The 16,446-nt window shown below is 65.7% G+C and carries 16 protein-coding genes and 1 pseudogene; 9 read left to right on the top strand and 8 right to left on the bottom strand.

What is annotated here, in order from left to right; genetic code table 11:
• Position 1: 1 nt before the first annotated feature.
• The 3 genes from gcl to QF031_RS01360 all read right to left on the bottom strand — a co-directional run bounded on the left by gcl (position 2) and on the right by QF031_RS01360 (position 3,659).
• Positions 2-1,792, bottom strand: coding sequence for a glyoxylate carboligase (gene gcl, locus QF031_RS01350; RefSeq protein WP_307423056.1), 1,791 nt, complete (start codon positions 1,790-1,792; stop codon positions 2-4).
• Positions 1,793-1,944: 152 nt separating this feature from the next.
• Positions 1,945-2,970 (bottom strand): 2-hydroxy-3-oxopropionate reductase, encoded by a 1,026-nt coding sequence (locus QF031_RS01355; protein WP_307423059.1) that lies wholly within the window; start codon positions 2,968-2,970, stop codon positions 1,945-1,947.
• A complete protein-coding gene (locus tag QF031_RS01360) occupies positions 2,859-3,659 on the bottom strand; it encodes a hydroxypyruvate isomerase family protein (RefSeq protein ID WP_307423063.1) in 801 nt (266 codons plus the stop codon). The genes QF031_RS01355 and QF031_RS01360 overlap by 112 nt, the downstream gene beginning before the upstream one ends.
• 194 nt (positions 3,660-3,853) lie before the next feature.
• Here QF031_RS01360 and QF031_RS01365 point away from each other — a divergent pair, with 194 nt between their 5' ends.
• Together QF031_RS01365 and QF031_RS01370 are read left to right on the top strand one after the other, a co-directional pair.
• On the top strand, positions 3,854-4,720 hold the full coding sequence (locus tag QF031_RS01365) for a hypothetical protein (RefSeq protein ID WP_307423067.1): 867 nt from the start codon (positions 3,854-3,856) through the stop codon (positions 4,718-4,720).
• Between the two features lie 54 nt (positions 4,721-4,774).
• Entirely contained in the window at positions 4,775-5,557 is a 783-nt protein-coding gene (locus tag QF031_RS01370) for an MBL fold metallo-hydrolase (protein WP_307423069.1), read from the top strand.
• A gap of 77 nt (positions 5,558-5,634) precedes the next feature.
• On the opposite strand, the gene QF031_RS01375 is transcribed toward QF031_RS01370, so the two are convergent.
• Together QF031_RS01375 and QF031_RS01380 are read right to left on the bottom strand one after the other, a co-directional pair.
• Complete coding sequence (locus QF031_RS01375; RefSeq protein ID WP_307423072.1) at positions 5,635-6,921, bottom strand: MFS transporter; 1,287 nt, start codon at positions 6,919-6,921, stop codon at positions 5,635-5,637.
• 65 nt (positions 6,922-6,986) lie between these two features.
• Positions 6,987-8,209 (bottom strand): annotated as a pseudogene (locus tag QF031_RS01380) (M20 metallopeptidase family protein).
• Between QF031_RS01380 and QF031_RS01385 the strand changes: the two are divergent.
• Both QF031_RS01385 and QF031_RS01390 read left to right on the top strand, forming a co-directional pair.
• Positions 8,120-8,359 (top strand): hypothetical protein, encoded by a 240-nt coding sequence (locus tag QF031_RS01385; protein WP_307433579.1) that lies wholly within the window; start codon positions 8,120-8,122, stop codon positions 8,357-8,359. The pseudogene QF031_RS01380 and the gene QF031_RS01385 overlap by 90 nt on opposite strands.
• Positions 8,346-9,365 (top strand): Lrp/AsnC family transcriptional regulator, encoded by a 1,020-nt coding sequence (locus tag QF031_RS01390; RefSeq protein WP_307423075.1) that lies wholly within the window; start codon positions 8,346-8,348, stop codon positions 9,363-9,365. Before QF031_RS01385 ends, QF031_RS01390 begins: the two co-directional genes overlap by 14 nt.
• Positions 9,366-9,434: 69 nt before the next feature.
• Here QF031_RS01390 and QF031_RS01395 read toward each other — a convergent pair whose 3' ends face one another.
• Positions 9,435-9,923 carry a hypothetical protein gene (locus QF031_RS01395; RefSeq protein ID WP_307423078.1) on the bottom strand — a complete coding sequence of 163 codons (489 nt, stop codon included), beginning with the start codon at positions 9,921-9,923 and terminating at the stop codon, positions 9,435-9,437.
• Between the two features lie 305 nt (positions 9,924-10,228).
• Between QF031_RS01395 and QF031_RS01400 the strand changes: the two genes are divergently transcribed.
• The 4 genes from QF031_RS01400 (at position 10,229) to QF031_RS01415 (ending at position 12,479) form a co-directional block, all read left to right on the top strand.
• Complete coding sequence (locus tag QF031_RS01400; RefSeq protein WP_307423081.1) at positions 10,229-10,528, top strand: putative quinol monooxygenase; 300 nt, start codon at positions 10,229-10,231, stop codon at positions 10,526-10,528.
• Between the two features lie 116 nt (positions 10,529-10,644).
• A complete protein-coding gene (locus tag QF031_RS01405) occupies positions 10,645-11,523 on the top strand; it encodes a Rieske 2Fe-2S domain-containing protein (protein WP_307423084.1) in 879 nt (292 codons plus the stop codon).
• A 129-nt stretch (positions 11,524-11,652) separates the two neighbouring features.
• Complete coding sequence (locus tag QF031_RS01410; protein ID WP_307423086.1) at positions 11,653-12,078, top strand: MBL fold metallo-hydrolase; 426 nt, start codon at positions 11,653-11,655, stop codon at positions 12,076-12,078.
• On the top strand, positions 12,048-12,479 hold the full coding sequence (locus tag QF031_RS01415; protein ID WP_307423089.1) for an MBL fold metallo-hydrolase: 432 nt from the start codon (positions 12,048-12,050) through the stop codon (positions 12,477-12,479). Before QF031_RS01410 ends, QF031_RS01415 begins: the two co-directional genes overlap by 31 nt.
• A gap of 32 nt (positions 12,480-12,511) precedes the next feature.
• Here the strand turns inward: QF031_RS01415 and QF031_RS01420 are convergent, their stop codons facing one another.
• Positions 12,512-14,041 (bottom strand): HNH endonuclease signature motif containing protein, encoded by a 1,530-nt coding sequence (locus QF031_RS01420; protein ID WP_307423093.1) that lies wholly within the window; start codon positions 14,039-14,041, stop codon positions 12,512-12,514.
• 80 nt (positions 14,042-14,121) lie between these two features.
• Complete coding sequence (locus tag QF031_RS01425; protein ID WP_307423096.1) at positions 14,122-15,321, bottom strand: N-acetylglucosamine-6-phosphate deacetylase; 1,200 nt, start codon at positions 15,319-15,321, stop codon at positions 14,122-14,124.
• Between the two features lie 167 nt (positions 15,322-15,488).
• Here QF031_RS01425 and QF031_RS01430 point away from each other — a divergent pair, with 167 nt between their 5' ends.
• Positions 15,489-16,376 carry a hypothetical protein gene (locus tag QF031_RS01430; protein WP_307423098.1) on the top strand — a complete coding sequence of 296 codons (888 nt, stop codon included), beginning with the start codon at positions 15,489-15,491 and terminating at the stop codon, positions 16,374-16,376.
• The last annotated feature ends 70 nt before the right edge of the window (positions 16,377-16,446 follow it).

Below are 16,446 nucleotides of genomic sequence, written 5' to 3' on the forward strand. Positions count from 1 at the left end.
GTTATGCCTGCAACGCCAGGATGGCGGTGGGAGCGTCGGCGGCGGATTCCGCCAGTTCCTCGAACTCGTTCACGGCATTGATTTCCACGCCCATGGAGATGTTGGTGACCTTCTCCAGGATCACTTCCACCACCACGGGAACCTGGAACTCGCCCATCAGGGCCTTGGCCTTGTCGAACGCGGCGCCCAGGTCATTGGGGTCCTCCACGCGGACGGCCTTGCAACCCAGGCCCTCGGCCACCTTGAGGTGGTCCACGCCGTAGCCGCGGGTCTCCTCGGACAGGTGCGAGCTGTTGATGTTCTCGAACGCCAGGGACACGTTCTGCTCCATCTTGAAGCCGCGCTGGGACTGGCGGATCAGGCCCAGGTAGGAGTTGTTCACCACCACGTGGATGTACGGCAGGTTGAACTGTGCGCCCACGGCCAGTTCCTCGATCATGAACTGGAAGTCGTAGTCCCCGGAGAGGGCCACCACGGTCTGGTCCGGGTTGGAACGTGCGACGCCGAGCGCTGCCGGGGCGGTCCAGCCCAGGGGGCCTGCCTGGCCGGCGTTGATCCACTTGCGGGGGCCGAAGACGTGCAGCATCTGGGCGCCGGCGATCTGGGACAGGCCGATGGTGGACACGTACGTGGTGTCGCGGCCGAAGCACTTGTTCATCTCCTCGTAGACGCGCTGCGGCTTGATGGGGATGTTCTCGAAGTGCGTCTTGCGGTGCAGGGAGGCCTTGCGGTCCTGGCACTCGGCAACCCACGCGGTGTAGTCCGGCAGGGACCCTGCCGCCTTGCGCTCCCTGGCGAGCTCAACCAGCCCGGCCAGCGCCGCACCGGCGTCGGACGCGATGCCCAGGTCCGGCGAGAACACGCGGCCGATCTGGGTGGGCTCGATGTCGATGTGCACGAACTTACGGCCCGCGGTGTAGGTTTCCAGGCCGCCGGTGTGGCGGTTGGCCCAGCGGTTGCCGATGCCGATCACGAAGTCGCTCTGCAGGTAGTTCTCGTTGCCGTAGCGGTGCGAGGTCTGCAGGCCCACCATGCCGGCCATCAGCTGGTGGTCGTCCGGGATGGTGCCCCAGCCCATCAGGGTGGGGATGACCGGAACGTTGAGGGTCTCGGCCAGCTCCACCAGCTGCGCGGAGGCGCCGGCGTTGATGATGCCGCCGCCGGCCACGATCAGCGGGTGCTTGGCGGCGAGCAGCATGTCCAAGGCCTTTTCCAGCTGCTTGCGGGAGGCCTTGGGCTTTTCGACGGGCAGGGGCTCGTAGGTGTCGATGTCGAACTCGATCTCGGCCAGCTGCACGTCAATGGGCAGGTCCAGCAGCACGGGGCCGGGACGGCCGGAGCGCATCAGCTGGAAGGCCTTCTGGAAGGCGCCGGGAACCTGGCCGGGCTCCAGGATGGTCATGGCCATCTTGGTGACGGGCTTGGCGATGGACTCGATGTCCACGGCCTGGAAGTCTTCCTTGTGCAGCTTGGCCACGGGGGCCTGGCCGGTGATGCAGAGCATAGGGATGGAGTCTGCCCACGCGGCGTAGAGGCCGGTGATCATGTCGGTGCCGGCGGGGCCGGAGGTGCCGATGCAGATGCCGATGTTGCCGTCCTTGGCGCGGCTGAAGCCGTCCGCCATGTGGCTGGCACCTTCAACGTGCCGGGCCAGGGTGTGGCGGATGCCGCCGTGGGCGCGCATTGCCGAATAGAAGGGGTTGATAGCAGCGCCTGGCAGGCCGAACGCCTCGATGGCGCCTTCCTTTTCCAGGATGGCCACCGCGGCATCAACGGTACGCATCTTGCTCATGGGGTGCTCCTTGAAATCTGGGGTTCGCCCCGCGGTTGGGGCTGAAAAAGGGTGTGGTGGGGGAACCGCCGTCGTTGATGATGTTCGCCGGCGGGTTCCCGCTGTGTTGCTGTGGTCCGGCTTTTGCCGGGGTGCCCTACTTCAGGCCGGTTCTATTTCCTGCCACTGAGCTGGAGGACCTGCTTGAAGAGTCCGGAGTGGTCCAGTGCCCCGTCGCCCTGGTTGACGGTGGCGGCGACGAGCTGGGCGGCGATGGCGCCGAGCGGGATAGCGACGTTGGCTTCGCGGGCGGCGGAGGTGACGATGCCCAGGTCCTTGTGGTGGAGGGCGAGGCGGAAACCGGGGTCGAAGTTGCGGTCCAGCATCTTCTGGCCCTTCTGCTCCAGGACCTTGGAGCCGGCCAGGCCGCCGCCGAGGACCCTGAGGGCGGCGTCGGTGTCCACGCCGTAGGCCTCGAGGAAGGCGATGGCTTCGCCGAGGACCTCGATGTTGACCGCGACAATCAGCTGGTTGGCAGCCTTGACGGTCTGGCCGGAGCCGGACGGTCCGACGTGGACGATGGTCTTGCCGACGGCCTTGAGGACGTCCTGGGCGTCGTCGAAGTCGGCCTTGTCGCCGCCGACCATGATGGACAGGACGGCGTCGATGGCGCCCTGTTCGCCGCCGGAAACCGGCGCGTCGAGGGGGCGGATGCCTGCTTCCTTGGCGTCTGCGGCAAGCCGGACAGCGACGTCGGGGCGGATGCTGGAGGCGTCGATCCACAGGGCGCCCTGCTTCGCGTTGGCGAAAACGCCGTCCTTGCCGCCGACCACACCTTCGACGTCGGGGGAGTCCGGCACCATGGTGATGACGACGTCGGCATCCTTAACGGCGTCCGCGATGCTCGAGGCGCCCTTGCCGCCCTCGGAGACCAGCTTGTCGATCTTGTCCTGGCTGCGGTTGAAACCGGTGACGGCGTGGCCGGCCTTGACGAGGTTGATGGCCATGGGCAGGCCCATGATTCCGAGTCCGATGACTGCAACGTTGCTCATGATGGTTCTCTTTTCTTGAAAGTCTGTGGTGGGGACTAGTTGCTGATGCGCTCGCGGATGGCCCAGCTGAAGGCCGTTTCCTGCGGTTCCTTGTACTCGAGGCCGATGTAGCCTTCGTAGCCGAGTTCGCGGCTCCGGGCGATCCACTCGCCGAGCGGGAGGGTGCCGGTGCCAGGTGCGCCGCGGCCGGGGTTGTCCGCGATCTGGATGTGGCCGAAGTCCTTGGCGTGGGCTTCGATGACGGCCTGGACGTCGTCGCCGTTGACTGCCAGGTGGTAGAAGTCGGCGAGGAGCTTGATGTTGGCGGCACCAGTTTCCTCCTTGACGCGGGCGATGACCTTGAGTGCGTCGTCGGCGGTGAGGAGCGGGTACTTGGGGGCGCCGCTGACGGGTTCGAGGAGGACGGTGCCGCCGATGCGGGCGACGCCTTCGGCTGCTGCCGCCAGGTTCTTGACGGCCAGTTCGTCCTGCTCTTCGGGCGTGAATTCGTCCTGCCGGTTGCCGTAGAGGGCGTTGAAGGCTTTGCAGCCCAGGCGCTCGCCGATGCCTGCCACGACGTCGATGTTGTCCTTGAACTCGGAGCAGCGTCCCTTCCAGGAAACCAGGCCGCGGTCACCGCCGGGCATGTTGCCGGCGTTGAAGTTCAGGCCGGTGAGCTGGACGCCGGCGTCCCTGATGGCGTTCTCGAACCTGGTGATCTCGCTATCCGCCGGGACGGAGGTCTCGAAGGGCCACCAGAACTCAACCGCGTCGAAGCCTGCCGCCTTGGCGGCCGCGGGGCGCTCGAGCAGGGGCAGCTCCGTGAGGAGGATGGAGCAGTTCACTGTGTACGTCATCGTAGGTCCTTCCGAGGGAGGGGCTTTGATCTATCTTCCAGTGCTTCCGGCTTCGTCACCGTTTCCGCTTTGTGGAATTTAGATTCTGCTTTATGAAAAGTGTAGGGAAGGTGGGGTGGGGTAGTCAAGGGGAGGCTCGGGCAGGACACTGGTAGGAGGAAAGCCCCGTCTCCGGGAATGGAATTGGAGCGACTATGACCGGCGCCCGTCTGCGTCTCCTGGCCTGGCTCGTTTCTTTGGCGGGGTTCCTTGCGGCGTGCACCCCGACGGTCGGCCTCCAGGAGCAGGTGAGCGCCCCTGCCACGCCTGCTGCTGCCGCAGAAGCCCCACCCTCTGGCGCCGCGTCAGCCCCGGCAGGCACCGCCGCGGCAGCCCCTCCGGCACCCATTGAGGCGGCAACTCCCGCAGCGCCGCTTCCCACGCCGCTCCCCACGCAGGTCCCGGCGCCCGTTGCTGCTCCCCAGCCGTTCGCGCTCAATCTCTACCGGGAGGGGGACTTCGTTCCGCAGTACACCTTCGACTGGTGTGTGGCCGCGAGCATCCAGATGGCACACAATCTCATCGACGACACCGGCGGGGGAACCTGGGCTGACAGTGGCCAGCAGGGTGAACTGTGGGAAATGGCCCGGGCCCGCTCGTCCGACTCGTTCAACGGTGCCAACCCGTTTGGCTGGGCGCAGGTGCTGACTGCATCGGGGATGGGGCCCTATGGCGTCGTCAGCATTCCTGACTATCAGGAGGCACTGCGGACGGCTGCGCGTGCCATTGCTGAAACGGGGCGGCCTGTTGGGCTTGTGATGTGGAGTGGCCGGCATGCGTGGGTGATGAGCGGCTTCGAGTCGGTGGGAGATCCCCGGGAGTTCCCGGAATTTTCGGTGACCGGCGTTCATGTCCTGGACCCGCTGTATCCCTATGGCAGCGGGCAGTGGGGTCCGTCGCCCGCGCCGAATGCGCTGCTGGCGCCGGAGCAGTTGGCCACGCAGTTTGTGGTCCGCGAGCCGCGGCGGTGGAGCAGCGGCCTGCCCGTCGGCTACCTGCTGGTGCTGCCGCAGGCGGGCTGAACTGCGTTAGGCATTCCGTTCCTGGGTACTTGCTCTTTGCACCTAGGAGTTGCTGTGACCCAGTACTTTGCCCACGCGAACGGAGTTTCCGCCATGATCGTCCCCAACGTCGCAGACGGCGTCCACCTGATAACCCACGCGAACGTCAACTGCTACATGGTCGAGGATGACCACGGTGTGACCCTGGTGGATGCGGGCCTGCCCAGCATGTGGCCCATGCTCACGCAGCTCCTGGCGGAACGGAACCGGCGCCCACAGGACGTCAAGGCGCTGGTCCTCACCCACGGGCACTTCGACCACGTCGGCTTTGCGCTTCGCGCACGCAAGCAATGGGGGATCCCGGTCCTGGTCCACGCGGAGGACGCCCGCCTGGCAGCACACCCCTACCGGTACAAGCCGCAGCGCAACCGCTTCCTCTACCCCTTCACGCATCCCAAATCCCTGCCGGCACTGAGCCGGATGGCGGCAGCCGGCGCCTTGACGGTGAAGGGTGTCTCCGACACCAGGCCGCTGGGCACCGGGGTGGCCGACGCGCTCACCGGGCGTCCCGACGTCGTCCATACCCCTGGCCACACGGACGGGCACTGCATCCTGCACCTGCCGGACCGGGGCGTCCTCCTCACGGGCGACGCGCTGGTGACGCTGGACCCGTACACCGGCAAGGCCGGTCCGCAGATCGTGGCATCCGCCGCCACCAAGGACACGGAGCAGGCGCTGGCCTCACTGGAGGCCATTGCGGCAACGGGTGCCACCACGCTGTTGCCCGGGCACGGCGAGCCGTGGAAAGAAGGAGCGGAAGCAGCGGTTCGTGAGGCATGGAGGATCGGCGCGCACTAGGCCGGACGCCGCCACGCATGAACAAAAAGGTCCCCGGCGCAGCAAAGCGCGCCGGGGACCTTTTGGCAGGCCGAGAGTCAGTGCAGGTCCTTCCCCTTGGTCTCGGGGATGGTGAAGACGAACGCCGCGCTGACCACCAGCAGCAGCACCGCGTACACATTGAAAACCTGCGGGGCGCCCAGTGAGGAGCCCAGCCACTGCTGCAGGTACGGGGCCGTGCCGCCAAACAGCGCCACGCAGATCGAGTAGGGGACGCCCACGCCAACGGTGCGGATGGACGTCGGGAACAGCTCGGCGTACACCGCCGGGACAATGGCGGCGCTCGCGGCGATGAATACCAGCATCACGGACATGCTCACCGCCAGCTGCCACGCTGAGTCCTTCAGCAACCAGGTCATGGGGAAATGCAGCAGACCCGAGCCAATGGCGCCGGCCCACAGGACCTTCTTGCGGCCAATCCGGTCGGACAGCTTTCCCCAGACCGGCAGGGCGGCGATGAAGACGATGTTGGCGACGACGCCCGCCCACAGCGCCTCGCCGCGGTCGATCTTCAGGGCAGTGGTGGCGTAGCTTGGTGCCACGACGCCCCAGATGTAGTAGATCACCGTCAGGCCCACCGTCAACCCGATCACCTGCAGTGCCTGCTTGCGGTAGCGGACAATCTGCGGCCAGATCGGGGCCCGCTTTCCGGTGGCAGCTTCACCCTGGAAGGCCTCCGTTTCGTGCAGGCGGGACCGCATGATCAGGGCGTACAGGCCCATGGCCGCGCCGATCAGGAACGGCACGCGCCAGCCCCAGGCGTTCATCGCCTCGGTGCTCAGCGCCATGTTGAGTACGGCCCCCAGCAGCGTGCCGAACAGAATGCCCACCGTCCCGGACGTGTAGATCAGGGTTGCCCAGAATCCGCGGTGCTCCTTGGGTGCCATTTCGGACAGGTACGTTTGCGACGACGGCAGCTCACCGCCGTGCGCCAGGCCCTGTACCAGCCTGGCCGCCAGCAGCATCAGCGAAGCGAACGCGCCGACGCTGGCGAAGGTGGGTGCGATGCCGATCATCAGGCTGCCCAGCGAGGCCAGGCCGACGGCGAGGGTCATGGAGGACTTGCGGCCAATCCGGTCACCGATCCAGCCAAAGAGGAATCCGCCAAAAGGCCGGGCCACGAAGCCGACGGCGAAGATCGCCAGGGTGGACAGCACGGCCGACGCCGGGTCCTCCTTGCTGAAGAGCTGGCTGGCGATGAAGGGGGTGAAGGTGGCGTAGATGGCCCAGTCGTACCACTCGACGGCGTTGCCGATGCCGGTGCCGACGACGGTCTTGGCGGTGGACATGCGTCCAGTCTGGGGCTTGGTTACTGCAACGGACATGGTCTTCTTCCTGATCGGGTGGTTTGAAGGCGCCTGCACTGCTGGCGGTTATGGGGAGGGGGAACTTAGGCGGTCCGCGACAGCGTGGCCAACCGCGAGATGGCGAGTTCCGCGTAGAGTGCTGCCCCGTCCGCCAGCACCGCGTCATCGAACGTCGCATACGGCGAGTGGTTGAACGGCGAGGCGGCGGGGTCACCCCCGGGCATGACGGCGCTGAGCCCCACGAAGGTGCCGGGCACCTCGGCCAGCACGCGGGAGAAGTCCTCGGAGCCGCTGAGCGGGGTGGCCCAGCGGGAGAGGCGGCGTTCGCCGAAAAGCTCCGTGATGACCTTTTCGGCCGTGTGGGTTTCGTCCTCATCGGTGATGGTGAGGGGGTACTCCTCGATATACTCGACGGCGGCGTCCACGCCGTGTGCGGCGGCGATCCCCTTGAGCAGGCGGGGCACGGCGTCCTTCATCTTCTGGCGGGAGGCTTCAGAGAACGTCCTGATGGTCGCCTCGATTCGGGCCGACTCCGGGATGACGTTCCGCTTGGTGCCGGCGTGCAGCACGCCCACGGACAGGACCACGGGATCGAACATGTTGAACTGCCGGGTGACCATCACCTGCAGGGCCGTCACCATTTCTGCTGCCACTGTGACCGGATCCTTCGCGGAGTGCGGTGCCGAACCATGGCCGCCGGCGCCGAGCACCGTAACTTCCAGCCCGTCGGAGGCGCTGAGCATGACGCCGGACTTGGTGCAGAAGGTGCCGTGCGGCTCCAGCGAGGAGAAGACATGCATCCCGTAAGCTGCCTGGACCCGGGTTCCGGTGGCGTCCAGGACACCTTCCCGGAGCATGTAGCTGGCGCCGTCGAAGCCTTCCTCGCCAGGCTGGAACATGAGGACGACGTCGCCACTAAGCAAGTGCCGCTTCTCCGCCAGGAGGGTAGCGGCCCCGGCGAGCATGGACGTGTGCAGGTCGTGGCCGCAGGCGTGCATGGCGCCGTCGGCCTGTGACGTGAAGTTGACTCCGGTCTTTTCCTGGACGGGCAGCCCGTCCATGTCTGCGCGGAGGAGGACCGCGGGACGCTGCAGGGCGGGGTCAGGATTGGCGCCACGCAGGACGGCGGTGACCGACGTCGTCTCTTTGCCCAGAGGGTGATCTCGAAGGGGAGTCCGTCCAGCGCCTCCAAAACCTTCTCCTGGGTGCGCGGAAGGTGGAGCCCGATTTCCGGCTGCCGGTGCAGGTCATGGCGCAGGCGGACCAGGTCATCCTGCAGGTCCTTGGCGTCGGCGGTTATGGTCACTTGTTACTCCTTGGCAATGGGCATCAGGGCTTGGGGACTATTCTGAAGTGGCGTGGTTCACATTCCGGAAAAGCGCTGGAATTATTCTGGAAGGGCACGACCGCGTCAGGATTCATGCATTGGGAAGGAGGCATGGGTGGAACTCAGTGAGGATGACCTTGCCCTGATCCAGGTGCTGCAGGCTGCGCCGAGGCTTGGCTGGGCTGACGCCGCCAAGGTGCTGGACGTCCATGCAACTACCCTCGCGGCCCGCTGGGACAGGCTGGCCTCGCAGGGCGCCGCGTGGGTGACGGCGCACCTCGCCGGCGACCCGAAGCAGATGCTCCTGGCCTACGTGGCGGTGGACTGCGACATGAACCTGCGGGACAGCGTTACGGCGGAGCTGGCGGCCGTCCCTGAGATCGTCACGGTGGAGGAGGCCGCCAGCAACCGCGATCTGATGCTCACCGTCATCACACGCTCGCTGGAGGAGTTCAGCGCCAAGATCATTTCCCGCCTTAAGACCGTGGAAGGGCTGACCAAGTACCAGGTGGCCTTGTGCACCCGCCTGCACAGCAGTGGTGACGACTGGCGGCTGAACGTCCTGAGCCGTTCCCAGCTTGCCACCCTGCGGACGCTGGTTTCCCCGCCTGCGCCGGATTCCGCGCAGGCGGCCCAGCTTCCGGACAGCCATCTTGATTTGCTGCCGTTCCTGGCGCGGAACGGACGGACCACCGCGGCGGACATCGCCCGCGCCTTGGGCCGCCACCCGGCCACTGTCCAGCGGCAGCTGAACCGGGTGCTCGCCAGCGGCATCCTGTCCTTCCGGTGTGAGATCGCCCAGCGCTATTCATCCTTTCCGGTGACCTGCCAGTGGTTCGTGAACGTGCCGGCTGGCCAGCACGACGCGGCCGCCGCCGAGATCCGCACCATCAGCAATGTCCGGTTGAGCGCCTCCACCACGGGTCCCACGAACTTCGTAATCATCATGTGGCTGCACACGCTTGCCGACGTGATGTCCGCGGAACTGGCGTTGCAGCAGAAGGTGCCGGGCATTGAGATAGTGGAGAGCGCAGTGATGTTGCGGACGGTCAAGCGGGTGGGCTGGATGCTGAAGGAAGATACGACGGCGAGTGGCGCCGTCGTCCATGCCGGAAGCCTGGGTGCCGCGGACTGAAGCCGGCAGACACAGTGCGGAACCAGGCACCTTGGTCCCTGGTTCCGCACTGCATCTGACCTGAAAGGTCTACTTCCCGCCGCGGTGTACTTCCACTACGGCGCTCTTCTCCCATGGCGTCCAGTCCGACCAGTGTCCGCCCTTGTTCTCCACGCGGAATGAGACGAGGTGGTAGACCTCTTCTGAACCCCGGCGGTCAAGGTTGGGCACGCGGTCAACGCTGAGGAGGATCCTTGAGCGGTCGTGGCGCTCAAAGCTCTCAGTAAAGACTGTTCGGCCAAGGAAGTCGTCAGTGCGGCGTGGACCAGCATCGTCCTCGTAACGCAGCTGGCGGATTTGAACGGTCTTTTCGCCGTTGCAGTCCACCTTGATCCGGAAATCGACCTTGTTCCCTCGGAGATCCTTTGGATCCTGGGGGTCAACAGTGCAACCGGAGCGGCTTGTTTCCGCGTTGGCCGGTGCGGCCAACGCCAGGGAAGCCCCGAGCAGACCCAGTGAAAGGACCGGAACCATGGCAACCTTTGCCCTGGTTGAACGGTTGATGTGAGTGTTGGACATTTCTTGTTGCTCCTCAAAGGGCGCGATTGACCTTTGTGGGCAGCCTTAGGCCGTCGATAATCGAGCATGTTCGTGAAGGACCAGTGTGGCGTCCGCAGCCTGCCCTTCCAACTTCAAACAGCGCGCCCGCCAAAGCGGGTGGCTTCGACTCCGGATCCTTCCGCTTGATCTGATGCGGTGACCCGGTGGTTTAATCTTCCGCCTACCACCCAGGGGGCACTAGGGGACCATCTCCCCTACTTAGGGGTTTTCCGGTGGCTACGGAGCGGTTCCCGCTTGGCTTGCTCTTGCCCCACACTGTTCGTATGACATTTGCGAACGTGGGAACTCTTGGGACCAAGCCGGGGCAGCGCGACGCCCTCGTTGCCATCCTGATGCGGCCAAAGCCGGGGATGCGGGAAGCCGGCTGCCTGCTGTATGAGGTGGGCATCAACGATGACGTCCCGGACACCGTGTTCGTTTCTGAGCTCTGGGAATCCGCGGAGGCCCACCAAGCGTCGCTGCAACTGGACAGCACCCGGGCTGCGATCGCTGAGGCCATGCCGCTGCTGTCCGGGGACATGGGAGGGCACCGGTTCACGGTCCTGGGGTCGCCACTGCGGTGACCCTTGGGCCCAGCGCTGTTCACCTGGTTACCACGGCACGCTTCCCCCAATGCCCTTGCCACAAAACGGGGTGTCCATGACGAGTGGATCGCGTGCATCGGGGTAAGGGAGGTCACATGAAACCCTTGCCTGCACTTGAGCTTGTCACCCGCCTCGAGGACGCCGAATGGCTTGACCCGCTGGCCAAGAGCGTCAGGAAAGCCGTCAAAAAGGTCATCAAACCGCAATGGGCCCGCGACATCCTGCACGGCGTCCCCATCGGGCACCCAGTGCACCCCCTTGCCGTGCAGGTCCCCATTGGTGCCTGGGTGTCAGCCGGTGTGCTTGATGCCGTTCCAGGTGGTGAAAAATCTGCCAGGCTGCTGATTGGCGTGGGCACTGCCAGCGTGCTCCCGTCGGCCCTGGCAGGGCTTACTGACTGGACCCAGCTGCACAGCCAGCAACAGAGGGTTGGCCTGGTGCACGCCGCGGCCAATGTCACGGCAACGGGCCTCTACATCGCGTCACTGGTCCAGCGGGCCAAGGGCAGCCAGGGCAGCGGCAAGGTTCTTGCCTACCTTGGACTTGCCACGGTGGGCGTCGGCGGTTTCCTCGGCGGCCATCTCTCATACCGCCAGGCCGCAGGGGTAAACCACAGCGAGGACGTCCCGCACAGGTTCCCTGCCGGCTGGCATCCACTGGCACCGTTGGCGGAACTGCCCGAGGGCGGTCTCCACAAACGCGACGTCTCCGGTATCCCGCTGCTGGTGCACCGCGAGGGCGGCACCGTCAACGTACTGTCCGACGTCTGCAGCCACCTGTCCGGGCCGCTTCACGAGGGCAAGATCAAGGACGACGGCGGGGACCCGTGCGTCGTCTGCCCATGGCACCGGAGCACTTTCTCCCTTCGTACCGGAGAGGTGAAAGCCGGCCCGGCAACCTCCCGGCAGCCCCTTTTTGAGACCCGCGTCAGTGGGGAGCTTGTGGAGGTATGCCTGCCCGGGGCAGACGGCTAAAAAGGCCGTTCGGCACTACTTGCTGACCGTGGGCGGCGCAAGACTGGGTCCATGGCGGGGTCCAGGGGAGTGCGTGCCAGGTGAAGCTCCGAACACTGATTTGTCACCCTGTCGTGTGAAGGCCCAACGATGCGCGTAACCGAACCGCGGGAGATTGCCTCCGGTGTCATGATGATCACCGCCGGGTCCGGTCCCCTGGCGTCGAACCTTTACCTCGTCCGGTCCGGTGGCGCTTGGGCGATGGTTGATTGCGGATGGGCCGGCAGTGCGGAACCTGTACGGCGGGCTGTGGACGAAGTGCTCGGACCCGGCAATGCACCCTCAGCGATTCTCCTGACGCACGTCCATCCTGACCACTCCGGCGCTGCTGGTGCGCTTGCGCGGCATTGGGAGGTGCCGGTGTACGTCCACAAAGCAGAATTGCCCTCGGTGGCCGGCAAGTACATCCCTGAGTTTTCGGTACCGCTGGACCGATGGATCATCGCCCCGTTCATGTGGTCACTGCGGCCCGAGCGCGGCGGCGGATGGAAGCCGCCGGCGACATCACGGACGTAGCCTGCAGTCTGCCACTGAGCGGGGAAATACCGGGTCTACCGGGGTGGGTTGCCGTTCCCACCCCCGGCCACACCCCGGGGCATGTTGCCTACTGGCGATCCAATGACGGTGTCCTGATGACCGGCGATGCAGTAGTAACTGTGAACTTGAACTCGCCCTACGGGTTTCTGCTCGGAGCACCGGATCTGGCCGGGCCCCCTTGGTACACCACTTGGAACTGGAAGCAGTCAATGGATTCCGTCACACGGCTCGCCGAGTTGGGCCCCCGGTTGCTGGCGCCGGGCCATGGACAGCCCCTCGCCCTCGGTGCTGTTTCCCGGTTGAGGGCCCTGGCCAACAAGGAGCGGGCGCAACGGATGTCGGTTCGCCGGCGACTGGCGGGAGCGCCCAAGCCAATCTGAAGCACCGCGAGCCCGCCCGCATGCGCGTCGAATTAGCGCGCGACCCGTTGTAGGAGCGCCTCCTCCAACAGGCTGCGGCCGGACGGGATGCTGCGGATCGATGGGAGGACGTCCCTCGACGGGCGGCTGGGCTCGGACAACAGGCTGCCCTCGGCTGGCAGGATGCCGGGTGGCCAGTGGGTTGGTTCCGGGTCGGGTTGTTCGGGTTTGTAGTGGCGGCCGGTTGGTGAGGTCCAACCGGGCGGGTCTTTCTGGGTGACTGGATCTGGTTGCCATTGGCTGTGGTGTTTGAGCCGGTGGTGTTTGGGACAGAGTTGTGCCAGGTTGCTGATCCCTGTGGTTCCTCCGTGTTCCCAGGCGGTGAGGTGGTCGGTTTCGTTGTCGGGGGTGCGGTTGGTGCAGCCGGGGAAGGTGCATTTGGCGTCCCGCAGTCTGATCCAGCGTTTGATGGCCTCGGTGAGCCGGTAGTTTTTCCGACCGATCTCCAGTGGCGCCCCGTCCCGGGGATCGACCAGGACCCGGTAGAACGAGTCCGCCCCGTCGCCGACGAGTTTGCGTGCCATGGACGCCGGGATCGGTCCGAAACCATCCAGGATCGCGGGCTCGTCGGTGACGCCGAAGAGGGCGAACACGGGAACCATCACCAGGACATCAGCCCGCGGGGTGGGGACCTGTCCGACCTCTGTGGGTTTCCCGGTCTGTGTGGTGTGCCCGGCGCCGAGGAGCAGGGATGCTGCGATGTCGGGGCGGAGTTGGGCGAGGGTGCGGGGCTCATCGGGGCCCTGCAACCCGCGGGCGGTGGCGGTGGCGCGGTTCCAGATGGCGCACGCGGTGTCTCCGGGGAGGTAGAGCGAGACCCAGGCCATGCCGTCCTTGTCGGGGGTGTATTCCATCCGCCGGTCAGCCACGCCCTTGGCATGCCGCTTCTCGATCGACTCCGGGTGGTGCCGTTCCCGCCAGGCACGGACCTTGGCCCGGAACCGGGACGGCACCAGCTCACCGGGTGCCGCACCCCGGGCCGGGCTGGGGGCGTCGGGGTCGAAGAAATGCGCCACCAACCCGGCCGCCCCCGCAGGGTCAAGGCCCTCGGACTCGTCCGCAACAACGCGGGCGTGCTGCCACGACATCGCCCCGGCGGACAGGGCCTCGAACACCCGCGGCAGGGAGCAGACCCGCCGGGACTGGTCCACGAAGGCGCCGGCCGCTGCGGAGCTGATGGTCAGGACCCCGGCGATCTCCTCAACGACGGACATTTCGGTGTAGGTGCGGTCCTGCACCGAGGCGTCCGGCGGGGTCATGGCCTGCTGGAACCCGACAGCTTCGGTGACGTCCCGTGCCTTCACCGCCGCGAGCTGTGCCTCTAATCGGGAGATAACCTCCAGCCGTTCCAGCCGGATCCCATACCGCCGCTCCAGCACATCAACACCGGAACCAACACCGACACCGGCGCCCAGGAAAGCATCTTCACGGTCCAGCGAATCAAGGACAGCAAGCGCATCAAGGGCAGCAACAGAGGCAGAAACACCCTCCGAAGCCACCCCTACACCGCTGCCAATTCCCATGAACACATCATCCAACGAGGCACTGACATTAAAAGGGACAGGGTACTCAGGAGCTTGGAATTACGGGCCGGAACACCGTGTCACCCGGCCTGGCGTACCCACGCACCCCCACGCAGCACGCCACCCAACTGCAGATCCTGGTCCAGAACCACCACGTCCGCGCGCATGCCGGCACGCAGGTCACCTGCCTGCCCGGAAAGTCCCAGCACCGACGCCGGCACAGCCGACGCGGAAGTTATGGCGTCACGAAGGGGAACTCCCGCCGCCACGGTTGCGCGGACGACGTCCAGCAGCGTAGCGGTACCGCCGGCGATGGCACCTGTACCATCCAGCCGGGCCACGCCGTCGCTCACGGTCACGGAGAGCGCCCCCAGACGGTACTTCCCGTCGTTCAGTCCCGTTGCGGCCATCGCATCGGTCACCAGTGCAATATTCCCGGCACCAACAAGGTCGAAGACCAGCTTCACCACGTCGGGCGCCACGTGCACTCGGTCGCCGATCAGCTCCACCACTGCCTGGCCGGCCCGGGCCGCACTGAGGCTGGCCGAGACGGGGCCGGGGGAGCGGTGGTGCAGCGGAGGCATCGCATTGAAAAGGTGCGTCACAGTGGGCCGGATCCCGCCATCACCACGAACCGAAGAATCCAGTCCAGCCGCCGAGCGCGCAAGAAAAGCGGCAGCTGTTTCATGATCTGCTGCGGTGTGGCCCAAGGACGGGATGATGCCGCGGGCGCACAGCAGGTCAACCAGCTGCAGGGCGCCAGGCAGTTCGGCCGCCAGCGTCATGGACGCGAGGGAACCCCCTGCCGCTGCCAGCAGCCGTTCCAGAAGGTCCGCATCCGGCATGAGCAGCAGGTCCGGATCGTGGGCGCCGCACTGCTGGCGCGAGAGGAAAGGACCCTCGAGATGGGAGCCAGCCACCAGGCCCCGCTCCGTCAGTTCCTTGAGCACCTGGAGGGTGGTTATCAGCTCCCGGGGCTTCGCGGTTACCACACTGGCCAGCAGGGTGGTGGTGCCATGGCTATGCAGATAGTGGGCGGCCCTGGTTGCGCTGTCCAGGTCGCCCTCTGAGAAGTCCGAACCATAAGCCCCATGACAGTGCAGGTCCACCAGTCCTGGCACGAGGATCTGGCCCGCTGGGCCAGCCTTTGGAAGAACCCCGGAAAATTCTGATGCCGGACCCGCGAAGGTGACCAGGCCGCCGTCGACCGCTACTACCCCGTCCGGTATCTCCAAAGTGGCGGTGACAATCCGCCCGCGAAGGACCAACTCGTTGTTCATGGTTCACCCGCCTCCCGCCACGGATTATTCCACTGCAGGTTAGTGAGGGAACGCCCACAACTCCCGTCTGCGGCATCAGCCCAAGTTGTGCCCGTTATTTCACACTCCCAATGGGAACCTCTACAGTGGAAGTACTAAGCATGCTGTCTATTTCGGAGGTTGACCTGATGCGAAAGATTTCTGCGCTTGGAGTAGTTGCTGCGGCGATGCTGGCGTTGGCCGGCTGCTCGGGAGGAGGCGGCGGTACGGCCAGCCCGTCAGGCACGGCAACCACCTCGGCATCCGCGTCGGCCTCTGCCAGCAAGACCGCGGAGGCAAAGGTGTACTCGGAAGACCAGCTCCGGGACCTCATCTCCGGCATGAAGGATGACGACGGCAATGAGCTCAAGCTGTACTCAAAGGAGCAGGTTGACCAGGGCGGAAACATCGCCAACCTGCTGATGAGCACCGCAACCATTGATCCCAAGGACTGCAAGGACATTGCCACCGCGGGCCTGCTCGACAAAGTGGAAAACGGTGATGTTGCCGTGGCCCTTTCCGAAGGCAACCAGCCGCGCACCCTGTCCGCACAGTCCGGCAGCGACGGCCCCGACGCCGTCAAGACCCTGACGGACATCAGCGACAAGATGGACCAGTGCGCCAAGTTCTCCGTCTCGGCTTTGGGGCAGAAGTACGACGTCTCCAGCGAGGAACTGCAGGCTGACACTGATGCAGAGAAGACCTTCGCCACGGTCAGTACCCGCAGCGGCGACAACCAGCAGAAGCTGATGCAGGTCTCTGCCGCCCAGGGCCGCCTGCTGGTGGTTGCCACCAAGAGCGGCAGCGACCTGGGTGACAAGGACCAGAAGGAACTTGAGGGCCTGATTAACGACGTGCTGAAGAAGGCCGAAAGCGGCGGCGCAACATCCAGTGCCACCTCCACCAGCTCGTCCAGCTCCACAAGCACGTCCTCGCCGAGCAGCTCGGCCTCGTCGACCGCCTCGCCCACCTCTTCGTCGACGATGTCCACCGGCAGCGGCGCCTCGTCGTCGGCCTCCCCGACTTCCTCGCGGTAGCCGCCAAACCAACCATTCAAAAGGGGCGGGCCGGGACTTCACAGTCCCGGCCCGCCCCTTTCAGTGCTCC

The sequence above is a fragment of the Pseudarthrobacter defluvii genome, assembly GCF_030816725.1.
GTDB lineage: Bacteria > Actinomycetota > Actinomycetes > Actinomycetales > Micrococcaceae > Arthrobacter > Arthrobacter defluvii_A.

Excerpts from the sequence above, each read along its gene's own strand:
- gcl (WP_307423056.1), bottom strand. The coding sequence starts at position 1,792 with ATGAGCAAGATGCGTACCGTTGATGCCGCGGTGGCCATCCTGGAAAAG.
- QF031_RS01360 (WP_307423063.1), bottom strand. The coding sequence starts at position 3,659 with ATGACGTACACAGTGAACTGCTCCATCCTCCTCACGGAGCTGCCCCTG.
- QF031_RS01365 (WP_307423067.1), top strand. The coding sequence starts at position 3,854 with ATGACCGGCGCCCGTCTGCGTCTCCTGGCCTGGCTCGTTTCTTTGGCG.
- QF031_RS01375 (WP_307423072.1), bottom strand. The coding sequence starts at position 6,921 with ATGTCCGTTGCAGTAACCAAGCCCCAGACTGGACGCATGTCCACCGCC.
- QF031_RS01395 (WP_307423078.1), bottom strand. The coding sequence starts at position 9,923 with ATGTCCAACACTCACATCAACCGTTCAACCAGGGCAAAGGTTGCCATG.
- QF031_RS01400 (WP_307423081.1), top strand. The coding sequence starts at position 10,229 with ATGACATTTGCGAACGTGGGAACTCTTGGGACCAAGCCGGGGCAGCGC.
- QF031_RS01405 (WP_307423084.1), top strand. The coding sequence starts at position 10,645 with ATGAAACCCTTGCCTGCACTTGAGCTTGTCACCCGCCTCGAGGACGCC.
- QF031_RS01410 (WP_307423086.1), top strand. The coding sequence starts at position 11,653 with ATGCGCGTAACCGAACCGCGGGAGATTGCCTCCGGTGTCATGATGATC.
- QF031_RS01415 (WP_307423089.1), top strand. The coding sequence starts at position 12,048 with ATGGAAGCCGCCGGCGACATCACGGACGTAGCCTGCAGTCTGCCACTG.
- QF031_RS01420 (WP_307423093.1), bottom strand. The coding sequence starts at position 14,041 with ATGGGAATTGGCAGCGGTGTAGGGGTGGCTTCGGAGGGTGTTTCTGCC.
- QF031_RS01425 (WP_307423096.1), bottom strand. The coding sequence starts at position 15,321 with ATGAACAACGAGTTGGTCCTTCGCGGGCGGATTGTCACCGCCACTTTG.
- QF031_RS01430 (WP_307423098.1), top strand. The coding sequence starts at position 15,489 with ATGCGAAAGATTTCTGCGCTTGGAGTAGTTGCTGCGGCGATGCTGGCG.